Source organism: Burkholderia diffusa, assembly GCF_902499115.1.
GTDB lineage: Bacteria > Pseudomonadota > Gammaproteobacteria > Burkholderiales > Burkholderiaceae > Burkholderia > Burkholderia diffusa.
In genome coordinates, this window is record NZ_CABVPN010000028.1 from 75814 (window position 1) to 89891 (window position 14078).

The 14078-nt window shown below is 64.5% G+C and carries 15 protein-coding genes; 8 read left to right on the forward strand and 7 right to left on the reverse strand.

Features of this window, described 5'->3' with window-relative positions; translation table 11 throughout:
* Positions 1 to 30 precede the first annotated feature (30 nt).
* The 8 genes from BTE28158_RS25655 to BTE28158_RS25690 all read left to right on the forward strand — a co-directional run bounded on the left by BTE28158_RS25655 (position 31) and on the right by BTE28158_RS25690 (position 9122).
* A complete protein-coding gene (locus BTE28158_RS25655) occupies positions 31 to 1182 on the forward strand; it encodes a DegT/DnrJ/EryC1/StrS family aminotransferase (RefSeq protein ID WP_059604275.1) in 1152 nt (383 codons plus the stop codon).
* A 6-nt stretch (positions 1183 to 1188) separates the two neighbouring features.
* The gene (locus tag BTE28158_RS25660) at positions 1189 to 2211 is read left to right on the forward strand and encodes a glycosyltransferase (protein ID WP_059604272.1); all 1023 of its coding nucleotides are present in this window, start codon (positions 1189 to 1191) and stop codon (positions 2209 to 2211) included.
* The gene (locus tag BTE28158_RS25665) at positions 2208 to 3155 is read left to right on the forward strand and encodes a formyltransferase (RefSeq protein ID WP_151049308.1); all 948 of its coding nucleotides are present in this window, start codon (positions 2208 to 2210) and stop codon (positions 3153 to 3155) included. Before BTE28158_RS25660 ends, BTE28158_RS25665 begins: the two co-directional genes overlap by 4 nt.
* Positions 3152 to 4207, forward strand: coding sequence for a bifunctional UDP-4-keto-pentose/UDP-xylose synthase (locus BTE28158_RS25670; protein ID WP_059604266.1), 1056 nt, complete (start codon positions 3152 to 3154; stop codon positions 4205 to 4207). The genes BTE28158_RS25665 and BTE28158_RS25670 overlap by 4 nt, the downstream gene beginning before the upstream one ends.
* A 12-nt stretch (positions 4208 to 4219) precedes the next feature.
* Complete coding sequence (locus tag BTE28158_RS25675) at positions 4220 to 5116, forward strand: polysaccharide deacetylase family protein (protein ID WP_059529808.1); 897 nt, start codon at positions 4220 to 4222, stop codon at positions 5114 to 5116.
* Positions 5117 to 5224: 108 nt separating this feature from the next.
* A complete protein-coding gene (locus BTE28158_RS25680; protein WP_059604264.1) occupies positions 5225 to 5686 on the forward strand; it encodes a peroxiredoxin in 462 nt (153 codons plus the stop codon).
* 332 nt (positions 5687 to 6018) lie between these two features.
* A complete protein-coding gene (locus BTE28158_RS25685; RefSeq protein ID WP_059604261.1) occupies positions 6019 to 7827 on the forward strand; it encodes a PhoH family protein in 1809 nt (602 codons plus the stop codon).
* A 236-nt stretch (positions 7828 to 8063) separates the two neighbouring features.
* A complete protein-coding gene (locus BTE28158_RS25690; RefSeq protein WP_151049306.1) occupies positions 8064 to 9122 on the forward strand; it encodes a C40 family peptidase in 1059 nt (352 codons plus the stop codon).
* A gap of 115 nt (positions 9123 to 9237) precedes the next feature.
* On the opposite strand, the gene BTE28158_RS25695 is transcribed toward BTE28158_RS25690, so the two are convergent.
* From BTE28158_RS25695 to rpsF, 7 genes are all read right to left on the reverse strand, one after another.
* Complete coding sequence (locus BTE28158_RS25695; protein ID WP_059604254.1) at positions 9238 to 10248, reverse strand: inorganic phosphate transporter; 1011 nt, start codon at positions 10246 to 10248, stop codon at positions 9238 to 9240.
* A 10-nt stretch (positions 10249 to 10258) separates the two neighbouring features.
* A complete protein-coding gene (locus BTE28158_RS25700; RefSeq protein ID WP_044847234.1) occupies positions 10259 to 10885 on the reverse strand; it encodes a DUF47 domain-containing protein in 627 nt (208 codons plus the stop codon).
* Positions 10886 to 11031: 146 nt separating this feature from the next.
* Positions 11032 to 12414 carry a replicative DNA helicase gene (locus BTE28158_RS25705; protein ID WP_006486249.1) on the reverse strand — a complete coding sequence of 461 codons (1383 nt, stop codon included), beginning with the start codon at positions 12412 to 12414 and terminating at the stop codon, positions 11032 to 11034.
* Between the two features lie 135 nt (positions 12415 to 12549).
* The gene (gene rplI, locus BTE28158_RS25710; RefSeq protein WP_059604251.1) at positions 12550 to 13002 is read right to left on the reverse strand and encodes a 50S ribosomal protein L9; all 453 of its coding nucleotides are present in this window, start codon (positions 13000 to 13002) and stop codon (positions 12550 to 12552) included.
* A gap of 27 nt (positions 13003 to 13029) precedes the next feature.
* The gene (gene rpsR, locus BTE28158_RS25715) at positions 13030 to 13305 is read right to left on the reverse strand and encodes a 30S ribosomal protein S18 (protein ID WP_004193360.1); all 276 of its coding nucleotides are present in this window, start codon (positions 13303 to 13305) and stop codon (positions 13030 to 13032) included.
* Positions 13306 to 13309: 4 nt separating this feature from the next.
* Positions 13310 to 13609: a primosomal replication protein N gene (gene priB, locus BTE28158_RS25720; RefSeq protein WP_006486250.1), complete on the reverse strand. Its 300-nt coding sequence runs from the start codon at positions 13607 to 13609 to the stop codon at positions 13310 to 13312.
* 40 nt (positions 13610 to 13649) lie between these two features.
* Positions 13650 to 14024, reverse strand: a complete 375-nt coding sequence (gene rpsF, locus BTE28158_RS25725) for a 30S ribosomal protein S6 (RefSeq protein WP_006755436.1) — start codon at positions 14022 to 14024, stop codon at positions 13650 to 13652.
* Positions 14025 to 14078 lie beyond the last annotated feature (54 nt).

Consider the following 14078-nt stretch of genomic DNA (forward strand, 5'->3'; position numbering starts at 1 on the left):
ATTACCAGCCATTACAGGCCACAAGCGTTCATGAGCCAGACTACCGCTCCGTTCCTGCCGTTCACCCGCCCCGAGATCGACGAGGAAACCATCCAGGGCGTCGTCGAAGTGCTGCGCTCGGGCTGGATCACCACCGGCCCGCAAAGCCAGAAATTCGAGGCAGCGCTGTCCGAGTACTGCGGTGGCCGTCCGGTCCGCGCGTTCAATTCGGGCACCTGCACGCTCGAGATCGGCCTGCGCATCGCGGGGGTCGGCCCCGGCGACGAGGTGATCACGACGCCGGCGTCGTGGGTGTCGACCAGCAACGTGATCCTCGAGACGGGCGCGACGCCCGTATTCGCCGACATCGACCCCGTCACGCGCAACATCGACCTCGACAAGCTCGAGCAGGCGATCACGCCGCGCACGAAAGCGATCATCCCGGTCTACCTGGCCGGCCTGCCGGTCGACATGGACCGCCTGTACGCAATCGCGCGCGCGCACAACCTGCGCGTGATCGAGGACGCCGCGCAGGCGCTCGGCTCGACCTGGAAAGGCAAGCGCATCGGCGCGATCGGCGACATCGTGTCGTTCAGCTTCCACGCGAACAAGAACCTGACGACGATCGAAGGCGGTGCGCTCGTGCTGAACAACGAGGACGAGGCGACGCTCGCGCAGAAGTACCGGCTGCAAGGCATCACGCGCACCGGCTTCGACGGGATGGACTGCGACGTGCTCGGCGGCAAGTACAACCTGACCGACGTCGCCGCGCGCGTCGGCCTCGGCCAGCTGCCGCACCTCGAGCGCTTCACCGCGCAGCGCCGCGCTCTCGTGCGCGCGTACTTCGCCGCGCTCGACGGCGGCCCGGCCGTGAAGCTCGGGCTCGGCCTGCCCGTCGCCGATTTCGAGAACAGCAACTGGCACATGTTCCAGGTCACGCTGCCGCTCGACCGGCTGTCGATCTCGCGCGCCGATTTCATGGCGCAGATGAAGGAACGCGGGATCGGCACGGGCGTCCACTACCCGGCCATCCATCTTTTCACGCTGTATCGTGCACGCGGCTTCAAGGAGGGCATGTTCCCCCACGCCGAACGATACGGCGCATCGACCGTCACGCTGCCGCTCTTCACGCAGATGACGGAAGACGACGTGCGTCGCGTGGCCGACGCCGTCAACCAGATTTGCGAACAATACGGAAAATAAGCGTACATGAATCACCTTGAAGCACGCGCCGGGCATCCGGGCGCCGCGAACCCGGAGGTATCGGTCATCATCCCCGTGTACAACGAGGAAGACGGCCTGGCCGCGCTGTTCGCGCGCCTGTACCCGGCACTCGACGCACTCGGCACGTCGTACGAAGTGATCCTGATCAACGACGGCAGCCGCGACCGCTCGGCCGCGATGCTGGCGGACCAGTTCCACGTGCGCCCCGACACGACGCGCGTCGTGCTGCTCAACGGCAACTACGGCCAGCACATGGCGATCCTCGCCGGCTTCGCGCAGTCGCGCGGCGATATCGTCATCACGCTCGACGCCGACCTGCAGAACCCGCCCGAGGAAATCGGCAAGCTCATCGCGAAGATGCACGAGGGCTACGACTACGTCGGTTCGATCCGCAAGCAGCGTCAGGACAGCCTGTGGCGACGCAAGGCATCGCAGATGATGAACCGGCTGCGCGAGCGCATCACGCGGATCAAGATGACCGACCAGGGCTGCATGCTGCGCGCGTACAGCCGCCGCATCATCGACACGATCAACGTGTGCGGCGAAGTCAACACGTTCATCCCCGCGCTGGCCTATACCTTCGCGCAGAACCCGACCGAAATCGAGGTCGCGCACGAAGAACGCTTCGCGGGCGAGTCGAAATACTCGCTGTACAGCCTGATCCGGCTGAACTTCGACCTCGTGACGGGCTTCTCGGTCGTGCCGCTGCAGTGGCTGTCGTTCATCGGCGTGATCCTGTCGCTCGGCTCCGCCGCGCTGTTCGTGCTGCTGCTCGTGCGCCGTTTCATCGTCGGCGCGGAAGTGCAAGGCGTGTTCACGCTGTTCGCGATCACGTTCTTCCTGCTCGGCGTGATCATCTTCGCGCTCGGCCTGCTCGGCGAATACGTCGGCCGCATCTACCAGCAAGTGCGTGCACGGCCGCGCTACCTGATCCAGGCCGTGCTCGAACAGCATGACGGCATGCCGGCGGTGCCGGTCGGCACGAACCGCACGGGGGTGTCGCAATGAAGCCGCGCGCCGTCGTCTTCGCCTATCACAACGTCGGCGTGCGGTGCCTGCAGGTGCTGCTCGCGCGCGGCGTCGACGTCGCGCTCGTCGTCACGCACGAGGACAACCCGAACGAGAACATCTGGTTCGGCAGCGTCGCATCCGTCGCCGCCGAGCACGGGATCCCGGTCGTCACGCCGGCCGACCCCGCCGATCCGGCACTGCGCCGCGCGGTAGCCGACGCGCAGCCGGACTTCATCTTCTCGTTCTACTACCGCCACATGCTGCCGGTGGATCTGCTCGCGATCGCGCCACGCGGCGCGTACAACATGCACGGTTCGCTGCTGCCGAAATACCGGGGTCGGGTACCGACGAACTGGGCCGTGCTGAACGGTGAAACGGAAACCGGTGCGACGCTGCACGAGATGGCCGCGAAGCCCGACGCCGGCGCGATCATCGGCCAGACCGCGGTGCCGATCCTGCCGGACGACACGGCCACGCAGGTATTCGACAAGGTCACGGTGGCCGCCGAGCAGACGCTCTGGCGCGTGCTGCCCGCGCTGCTCGCGGGCGATGCGCCACATCTGCCGAACGATCTCGCGAACGGCAGCTACTTCGGCGGACGCAAGCCGGAGGACGGCCGCGTCGACTGGTCGAAGCCGGCCGCGCAGGTCTACAACCTGGTTCGCGCGGTCGCGCCCCCGTATCCGGGCGCGTTCACCGACGTCGGCGGCACGCGGTTCGTGATCGCCCGCGCGCGCCTCGCGGCGCCCGGCAGCGCGGTCGCCGCGGCCGCGGCGGATTTGCCGCCCGGCCTGCACGTAAGCGATAATGCGCTATTCGGCGTCTGCGGCGACAGCCGCGCCCTATCCATTCTCGAGCTGTGGCAGCAGCGCGACGGCAGCGAAACCGTCGTGACGCCCGCGGAATTCGCGCAGTTCATTCATTCTTCCCGTCATTCATGAAAGCAAAAAAAGTCCTGATCCTGGGTGTGAACGGCTTCATCGGCCATCACCTGTCGAAGCGCATTCTTGAAACCACCGATTGGGAAGTGTTCGGCATGGACATGCAGACCGATCGGCTGGGCGACCTCGTCAACCACGAGCGGATGCACTTCTTCGAAGGCGACATCACGATCAACAAGGAGTGGGTCGAGTATCACGTGAAGAAGTGCGACGTGATCCTGCCGCTCGTGGCGATCGCGACGCCCGCGACCTACGTCCAGCAGCCGCTGCGCGTGTTCGAGCTCGACTTCGAGGCGAACCTGCCGATCGTGCGTTCGGCCGTCAAGTACGGCAAGCACCTCGTGTTCCCGTCGACCTCCGAGGTCTACGGCATGTGCTCGGACGAGCAGTTCGACCCGGATGCATCGGCGCTCACCTACGGCCCGATCAACAAGCCGCGCTGGATCTACGCCTGCTCGAAGCAGCTGATGGACCGCGTGATCTGGGGCTATGGAATGGAAGGCCTGAACTTCACGCTGTTCCGTCCGTTCAACTGGATCGGCCCGGGCCTCGACTCGATCTACACGCCGAAGGAAGGCAGCTCGCGCGTCGTCACGCAGTTCCTCGGCCACATCGTGCGCGGCGAGAACATCAGCCTCGTGGACGGCGGCTCGCAGAAGCGCGCGTTCACCGATATCGACGACGGCATCAGCGCGCTGATGAAGATCATCGAGAACAAGAACGGCATCGCGTCGGGCAAGATCTACAACATCGGCAATCCGGAGAATAACTTCTCGGTTCGCGAGCTCGCGCACAAGATGCTCGAACTGGCCGCCGAGTACCCGGAATACGCCGGCTCCGCGAAGCAGGTGCAGCTCGTCGAAACGACGTCGGGCGCCTATTACGGCAACGGCTACCAGGACGTGCAGAACCGCGTGCCGAAGATCGACAACACGATGCAGGAGCTCGCATGGGCGCCGCAATCGACGTTCGACGATGCGCTGCGCAAGATCTTCGAAGCGTATCGCGGCCATGTCGCCGACGCGCGCGCGCTGGTCGAGCAGCAGAACTGACGGGACGCTCGCTTGGCTCGTATCGTCCTCAAGATCGACGTCGACACGCTGCGCGGCACGCGCGAAGGCGTGCCGAACCTCGCGCGCATCTTCGACCGCTTCAGTGCGCGCGCGACCTTCCTCTTCAGCCTCGGGCCCGATCACACGGGCTGGGCGCTGCGGCGCGTGTTCCGCCCCGGCTTCCTGAAGAAGGTGTCGCGCACGTCGGTGGTCGAGCATTACGGCGTGAAGCAGCTGATGTATGGCGTGCTGCTGCCGGGCCCCGACATCGGCCGCCGCGCGATCGCGGACATGCGCGCGATCCACGAGGCCGGCTTCGAATGCGGGATCCACACGTGGGATCACGTGTACTGGCAAGACAACGTGCGCGTGCGCGATCGCGACTGGACCGCGCGTGAAATGCAGAAGAGCCACGCGCGCTTCGTCGACGTCTTCGGCGCGCCGCCCGTCACGCACGGCGCGGCCGGCTGGCAGATGAACGACGCGGCGTTCGAGCAGATCGACGCATGGGGGATGCGCTACGCATCCGACGGTCGCGGCCATTCGCCGTACCTTCCCGTCGTCGGCGGCCGCACGCTGTCGCACGTGCAGATGCCGACCACGCTGCCGACGCTCGACGAAGTGCTCGGCATCGACGGCATCGACACGCACAACGTCGCCGCGCATATCCTGAAGTTCACGGAGACCAATCCGCACGACCAGGTGTTCACGCTGCATGCGGAACTGGAAGGCCAGAAGCTCGCGCCGGTGTTCGAGCAGTTGCTCGCGGGGTGGCGCGCACAGGGCCATACGTTTGCGACGATGGGCGACTACCACGCGACGCTGGACCGCGACTCGCTGCCATCGTACCCTGTCACGTGGGGCGAGATTCCCGGCCGCTCCGGCGAACTGATCGTCCAGCCCGACTGAGTTCGCGCGCGCCGGCGCCGCCGGCCCTGCCCTCGCGGCGTGCCGCCGCGACGTCCCGCCGTACCACGCCGCCCGAGCGGCGCCTTTCCATAACAACAGGAGAAACACGTGTCCGTCGAAGTTGACCGCCAAGTTCCCGATTTCACCGCACCGGCTACGGGCGGCGACATTTCGCTGTCCGACCTGAAGGGCAAGAAGCTCGTCCTGTATTTCTATCCGAAAGACAACACGCCGGGCTGCACGACCGAAGGCCTGCAGTTCCGCGATCTCTATCCGAAGTTCAAGAAGGCGGGCGCCGAAGTCATCGGCGTGTCGCGCGACAGCCTGCGCTCTCATGACAACTTCAAGGCAAAGCTCGAACTGCCGTTCCCGTTGATCTCCGATGCCGACGAAGCGCTGTGCACGCTGTTCGATGTCATCAAGATGAAGAAAATGTATGGCAAGGAAGTGCGCGGAATCGAGCGTTCGACGTTCCTGATCGACGCCGACGGCGTGCTTCGCCAGGCATGGCGCGGCATCAAGGTGCCCGGTCACGTGGACGACGTGCTAAGGGCTGTACAAGCGCTTTGAGCCGCGTTATATTGGGCCGCAATGAATGCCAGTTCGCCCCATATTTCTCGTAGCTGCACCGGTGCCCGATGCGATGCTTCCCGGCACCTGACGCGCATTACGACGGTATCAGCCGAGCCGCATGTCCCTGTCGACGGGGCAGCGGCTTTTTTTATGGACTGCGCGCCGGCCCTCGGTCCGGCCCTCACCCCGTCAAGGAGCTGATCGACACTTAGGCGAACCGGCTAGACGAAATTCCTGTGCGCCACCGCGCGCAAACTGCATGCGTGTACGTCACGCAGGATGCGATCAGCGGCGCACTTCATGCGACACGATTCCTCCCGAGGGACACCATGCCTTTGCCTACCCCCCCCAGCAAGCTCGGCAGCCTGCTGCCGCCCGACGAATACAAGGCGAAAGCGCGACCCGCGAAAGCCGCGAAGAAATCCGCCGAAGGGGACGCATCCACTGCCGGTGACTATGGCCCGGCCAGCGTGGCCCAACCGATGACCGAAGCCGCGAACACGGCCGCGCCGCTGCGCGCCGTCGCGTCGTCGGCGCAAGAATCCGCGAGCACACCTGCACGCGGCCGCAGGACCAAACAGACCGCGGCGCTGCTGCAGCCGATCCAGGCGCCGGTCGAAGCAGCACCCGCCGCGCCGGTCGAGGCACGCCACGACAAGCCCGCCGCCGCGAAACCGGCCGCGGCGCCCGCACGCGATGCCGGCGCGGCGACGAAGTCGCGCAACCGCAAGGCCGCCGAAGCCGAACTGCAGAAGCTGTTCGTGCTCGACACCAACGTGCTGATGCACGATCCGAGCAGCCTCTTCCGCTTCGAGGAACACGACGTCTATCTGCCGATGATGACGCTCGAGGAACTCGACAACCACAAGAAGGGGATGTCGGAAGTCGCGCGCAACGCACGCCAGGTGAGCCGCACGCTCGACGCACTGGTCGCCGACGCGGGCCCGATCACGAACGGCATTCCGCTGTCGCGCCTCGGCAGCCGCGAGGCGCTCGGCCGCCTGTACTTCCAGACGACGCTCACCAACATTCCGCCCGTCGAAGGCCTGCCGGCAGGCAAGGCCGACAACCAGATCCTCGGCGTCGTGCGCGCGCTGCAGCGCGACCGGCCGGACCGCCAGGTCGTGCTGGTGTCGAAAGACATCAACATGCGGATCAAGGCGCATGCGCTCGGCCTGCCCGCGGAAGACTACTTCAACGACCAGGTGCTCGAGGACTCGGATCTCCTGTACAACGGCGTGCGTGAGCTGCCGCAGGATTTCTGGACCAGGCATGCGAAGGGCATGGAGAGTTGGCAGGACACGAAGACGGGCACCACGTACTACCGCGTGACGGGCCCGCTCGTCGCGTCGATGCTCGTCAACGAGTTCGTCTATCTCGAACCGCAGAACGGCGAACCGACGTTCCATGCGATCGTCCGTGAGCTGAACGGGAAGACGGCGCTGCTGCAGACGCTGCGCGACTACAGCCACCACAAGAACAACGTGTGGGGCATCACCGCGCGCAATCGCGAGCAGAACTTCGCACTGAACCTGCTGATGAACCCCGAGATCGACTTCGTCACGCTGCTCGGCCAGGCCGGCACCGGCAAGACGCTCGTCGCGCTCGCGGCCGGCCTCGCGCAGGTGCTCGACGACAAGCGCTACAACGAGATCATCGTGACGCGCGCGACCGTGCCCGTCGGCGAGGACATCGGTTTCCTGCCCGGCACCGAGGAAGAGAAGATGCAGCCGTGGATGGGCGCATTCGACGACAACCTCGAAGTGCTGCAGAAGACCGACGACGCAGCCGGCGAATGGGGCCGCGCGGCGACGCAGGAACTGATCCGTTCGCGCTTGAAGGTGAAGAGCATGAACTTCATGCGCGGCCGCACGTTCGTCGACAAGTATCTGATCATCGACGAAGCGCAGAACCTCACGCCGAAACAGATGAAGACGCTCGTCACACGCGCGGGCCCCGGCACGAAGATCGTGTGCCTCGGCAACATCGCACAGATCGACACGCCTTACCTGACCGAAGGCAGCTCGGGCCTGACCTACGTCGTCGACCGCTTCAAGGGTTGGGGGCACAGCGGCCACGTGACGCTCGCGCGCGGCGAACGCTCGCGGCTCGCCGACTACGCGTCGGACATCCTGTAACGCGCGACCGGCTGCCCGCCGGCCGTCGACGCCATGCGGCGCTCCGTTTCCGGAGCGCCGTTTTTATTTTTGGGGTCGGAAACGTCGGTCATGATTCGTTACGCAACGGCCTCACTTACGCGCGAAACTTCAAGTAAATTCTCAGGAATGGTTGCCTAAGCCCCGCCGGAACGTCTACCATCGGGTCTGTCTGTTGTCATACGATTGGCGAGCGCCCTGCGCTCGTCCGCCATGTCATGCTTCGAATCTGGGTTCCCGTCGCCGTCGCTTCACTGCTCGCGGCCTGCTCCAGCGTGCCGCAGCAGTCGGCTTCGCGCGCCTCGGGCATGAGGATCACGACGCCGCGCGCGTTCCCGGCGCCTGCCAATTTCCCGAAATTCGTCGATCACAGCGTCGGCCAGGAAGAGATCTCGATCCAGGCGATGAGCCTCGTCGGCGTGCCGTACCGCTGGGGCGGCAACACGCCGACGAGCGGCTTCGACTGCAGCGGGCTCGTGCGCTACGTGATCGGCCGCGCTGCCGACGTGAACCTGCCGCGCACGACCGCCGACATGAGCAGCCGCGGCGTGTCGATCGACCCCGACCAGGTCGCGCCGGGCGACCTGATCTTCTTCAATACGACCGGTCGCCCGCATTCGCACGTCGGCATCTACGTCGGCAAGCTGCGCTTTGTCAACGCGCCGTCGACCGGCGGCACCGTGCGGCTCGACTACCTGACGAACCCATACTGGGCCAAGCGCTTCGACGGCATTCGCCGTGTCGCGCCGCCGCGCGGTACGCCAGCACCGTTCGATGCGCCGACCTACGAGGCACGGCGCGATGCGCCGACGGCCGCACCGGCCCCGGTCGTCGCAGCCGCCGCGCCGCGGCAGCCGACCTACGCTTCGTCACAAGCCGGCGCAACACCGTCGCCGGCTCCGGTCATGCTGGCGGCACCGGTCGTATCGACCGCAGCGGTCTCCCCGGCAGCCGCGCCGTCCGTCGATCCTTACGAACCGCCGCCGCCGCGCATGCCGGCAGCCCGGCAGCAGGCGGCATCCGCGAATGGCGACATGACAGCGATGACGGCGAACGCAGTCCCGACGGAGACCGGCACGCAGATTCCGACGACGGCACTGACGGCCGCCCAGGCTGCCGCGTTCGATACGGAGCCGCCGCCTGCGGCCGCCGCGCCGTCGCCGCGCGACATCGAGCCCGTGCAGGTGCTGCGTGCTTCGACGCAATCCGCGCCGCGCGGCCCGCGCACCGGCACCGCGGACGATCCGATCGCCCGCTTCGCGAACGGCAGTTACTGACCCGTCCCATCCCGGCGGCAACCCCGCCAGTCCCGCCCCTTTCCCGACCACCAAAGAAAATGCGCCGCAACCTTTCGGTTTGCGGCGCATGTCGCGTCGTCCGGCAGCGTCGGAATCAGAAGATCTGATGCCCGATCCACCATCCGCCCGCGGCGATCAGCGCAGACGCCGGAATCGTCAGCACCCAGGCCCACACGATGTTGCCGGCAACGCCCCAACGCACGGCCGACAGCTTCTGCGTCGCGCCGACGCCGACAATCGCACCGGTAATCGTGTGCGTGGTCGACACCGGAATGCCGAGGAACGACGCGATGAACAGCGTGATCGCCCCGCCGCTTTCGGCACAGAAACCGCCGACCGGCTTGAGCTTCGTGATCTTCTGGCCCATCGTACGGACGATTCGCCAGCCGCCGAACAGCGTGCCGAGGCCCATCGACAGGTAGCACGCGCCGATCACCCACGCGGGCGGTGCATCGGAGGTCGCCGACGCATAGCCCGACGCGATCAGCAGCATCCAGATGATGCCGATCGTCTTCTGCGCGTCGTTGCCGCCGTGGCCCAGGCTGTACAGACCGGCCGACAGCAGCTGGAGCCGGCGGAAGCGCCGGTCGACCTTGCTGGGTGCGGTACGGAAATACAGCCACGACACGCCGAGCATGAACAGCGAACCGAGGATGAAGCCGAGCAGCGGCGAGATGAAGATGAACGCGACGGTCTTCATCAGGCCGTCGATGTTCAGCGAGCTCCAGCCCGACTTCGCGAGCGCCGAGCCGACGAGGCCGCCGATCAGCGCGTGCGACGAGCTCGACGGAATCCCGTAATACCACGTGATCACGTTCCAGCCGATCGCACCGACCAGCGCACCGAACACGACATAGTGGTCGACGATCTCGGGGTCGATCGTGCCTTTACCGACCGTCTGCGCAACTTTCAGGTGGAAGATGAAATACGCGATGACGTTGAACGCGGCTGCGAACACCACGGCTTGCTGGGGTTTCAGCACCCCGGTCGACACGACGGTGGCGATCGAGTTCGCCGCGTCGTGGAAGCCGTTCATGAAGTCGAATACGAGCGCGACGAGTACGAGCGTCGCGACCATCCATAGGGCGAGTTGTATCGAATGCATCGTGGTCCGCTCAGGCGTTTTCCAACACGATGCCTTCGATGATGTTCGCGACGTCCTCGCACTTGTCGGTGATCTCCTCGAGCAACTCGTAGATCGCCTTCAGCTTGATGAGCGTCTTCACGTCGTCTTCCTCGCGGAACAGCTTCGACATCGCCGCGCGCAGCACGCGATCGGCTTCCGACTCCCAGCGGTCGATCTCCTCGCACTGCTTGAGGATCTGCGCCGACTGCTTCATGTCCGACAGCAATCCGACGGCCTGCTGCACGTGCTGGGCCGACTGCGTGACGATGTGCGCGAGCTGGCTCGCCTCGGACGTGACGGACTGCACGTCGTACAGCGACACGGCCGTGGCGACGTCTTCCATCAGGTCGAGGATGTCGTCCATCGTCGTGATCAGCTTGTGGATCTCGTCGCGATCGAGCGGCGTGATGAAGGTCTTGTGCAGCAGATCGATCGCTTCATGCGTCAGCTTGTCAGCGGCCTTCTCGGCGGTCTGCACGTTTTGCTTGTGAATCTCGGCGTCGGCGAGATTGTCGATCAGCAGTTCGAGCTCGCGGCCACCGGAAACGATGTGCTTCGCGTGCGCGTTGAAGAGTTCAAAGAACTTGCCCTCGGTGGGCATGAATCGACCGAACATGGGATTCCTGAGAGATTGTCAAACGACTGTCACGAAAACGGGCGATATTGTACCGTTTTCGGTTGCGACGCGACGCGCGCATATGCGCGCGCCGGGATTGGATACAACGCTTGGTGAAATAACGGTTTACATCTGGCGAAGAAGTGTTACTCGCCGTAGAAGGTCTGCGCCCCCGCAAAGTTGTCGAACTTCGTGTATTGACCCAGGAACGTGAGCCGAACGGGCCCGATCGGACCGTTACGCTGCTTGCCGATGATGATTTCGGCCGTGCCCTTGTCCGGGCTGTCCGGGTTGTAGACCTCGTCACGATAGATGAACAGGATCACGTCCGCGTCCTGTTCGATTGCGCCCGATTCACGCAAATCGGACATCACCGGACGCTTGTTCGGACGCTGCTCCAGCCCGCGGTTCAGCTGCGACAGCGCGATCACCGGCACGTCCAGTTCCTTGGCCAGACTCTTCAGCGATCGCGAGATTTCCGAGATTTCGGTCGCGCGGTTCTCGCCCTGCGACGAGCCCGACATCAGCTGCAGGTAGTCGACGATGATCAGGCCGAGCTTGCCGCACTGGCGGGCCAGACGCCGCGCGCGCGAGCGCAATTCCATCGGGTTCAGGCCGCCTGTCTCGTCGATGAAGAGCTGCGCCTCACTCATCTTCTGCACCGCATGCGTCAGCTTCGGCCAGTCCTCGTCCGTCAGCCGGCCGGTACGCATCCGGTGCTGGTCGAGGCGGCCGATCGAGCCGAGCATACGCATCACGAGCTGGGTGCCCGGCATTTCCATCGAAAACACCGCCACCGGCAGCCCGTACTCGACCGCAACGTATTCGCCGATGTTCATCGAAAATGCGGTCTTACCCATCGACGGCCGCCCCGCGACGATGATCAATTCGCCGCCGTGCATCCCGGACGTCATCCGGTCGAGGTCGACGAAGCCCGTCGGCGTGCCCGTGACGTCGCTCGGGTTCGCGGTGTGATACAGCGTGTCGATGCGCTCGACGACCTGCGTGAGCAGCGGACCGATCTCGAGGAAGCCCTGGTTGCCGCGCGCGCCTTCTTCGGCGATCGAGAACACCTTCGACTCGGCCTCGTCGAGCAGCTGGCGAACTTCCTTGCCCTGCGGATTGAACGCGTCGGCCGAGATTTCGTCGGCGACCGACACGAGCCGGCGCAGCACGGCGCGGTCACGCACGATTTCCGCGTAGCGGCGGATGTTCGCGGCGCTCGGCGTATTCTGCGCGAGTGCGTTCAGGTAGGCGAGGCCGCCGACGTCGTCGGCCTTGCCGGACGTGGTCAGCGCTTCGTACACGGTCACGACGTCGGCCGGGCGCGTCGACGCGATCAGCCGGCCGATGTGCTCGTAGATGATCCGATGGTCGTAGCGATAAAAGTCGCCCTGCGACAGGAAGTCGGCAATCCGGTCCCATGCCGCGTTGTCGAGCAACAGGCCGCCGAGCACCGACTGCTCGGCTTCGACCGAATGTGGCGGGACTTTCAGCGATTCGATTTGAGGATCTTGCGGCGCGTTCATGGGTTGGGATTATCGCGAATTGATCGCGGCAGCGCTACCGCTCCGGCGATCGGGCAATAAAAAAGGCAGGCCCCGGTTGCCCGGGCGCCTGCCCTTGTCCGGTCGACGGAAGCCGCCCGGAAAGCCTGCGTACGCTTACGCGTGGTCGCCGATCACGTTGATCGTGACGTCGACGATGACGTCCGTGTGCAGCGCGATCTGAACGACGTGCTCGCCGATCATCTTCAGCGGGCCTTCCGGCATGCGAACTTGCAGCTTCTCGACTTCGAAACCTGCCTTCTTCAGCAGTTCCGCGACGTCGCCGTTCGTGACCGAGCCGAACAGACGGCCGTCAACGCCCGACTTCTGCGTGATTTCGAACGACTGGCCGTTCAGCTTCTCGCCGACTGCCTGCGATGCCGCCAGCTTTTCAGCGGCGATCTTTTCGAGTTCAGCGCGGCGAACTTCGAATTCGGCGATCGCTTCCTTCGTTGCACGGCGAGCCTTGCGGTTCGGGATCAGGAAGTTGCGAGCGTAACCGTCCTTGACCTTGACGATATCGCCGAGGTTGCCCAGATTGGCGACTTTTTCCAACAGAATGATTTGCATTCGAATTCTCCTTATTGCGTCGCCTGATTACGCCTTGTGCTGATCGGTGTACGGCAGCAGCGCGAGGAAACGCGCACGCTTGATTGCCGTGTCCAGCTGACGCTGATAGTGCGCCTTCGTACCCGTCAGACGAGCCGGCGTGATCTTGCCGTTTTCGCCGATGAAGTCCTTCAGCGTTTCCGTGTCCTTGTAGTCGATCTGCTCGACGCCGGCAGCCGTGAAACGGCAGAACTTCTTGCGCTTGAAGAGCGGGTTTTGTTGCTGACGACGCTTGTCGAATTTCTTACCAGTCGGGCGGGCCATGATTTCAGTCCTTTCCTATGTCCTGCAATGCAGTGATGTGAAACACCAAGGTTCTCGCGTTGCGGCTTTTCTTTGCCAGGAAGCCCGTGAACAGCGTCTCGACGCCCATTTCACGGCTTTCCAGCTTGCCGCTCGCCTCACCGGCCGCCACCGCCTCGATCGTCATTTCGACCTGACGGGGAATGCCTGCTTCAACGACTTCCGTGCGGTGATGCAACGTGGCGCTTGCGATCGGAACACCTGCCGGCGTATATCGCACCGGTGCGCGTTCGACGACGCTCGCCGTCAATTGCAACCTGTTCACGTGAGTGACGCGCTCCTTGATGGCTTAATGAGTGACGAACTTAAGCCTGCGCTTCGGTCGGCTGAGCTGCAGCCGCCTTCTTGGCTTCTTCGCGCTGAACTTCCTTCATCATCGGCGACGGGCCGGTCTCGGCCTTCTTCATCTTGACGATGAGGTGACGCAGCACGGCGTCGTTGAACTTGAACGCGTGTTCGAGTTCGTCGAGCGTCGTCTGGTCGCACTCGATGTTCATGCAGACGTAGTGAGCCTTCGCGAGTTTCTCGATCATGTAGGCCAGCTGGCGACGGCCCCAGTCTTCGACACGGTGGATCTGGCCGCCGTGCGTCGTGATCGTGGTCTTGTAACGCTCGATCATCGCGGGCACTTGCTCGCTCTGATCGGGGTGCACGATGAATACGATTTCGTAATGACGCATTACACACTCCTTGTGGATTGAAGCCACCCGGGCGTCTGAACCGGTGTGGCAAGT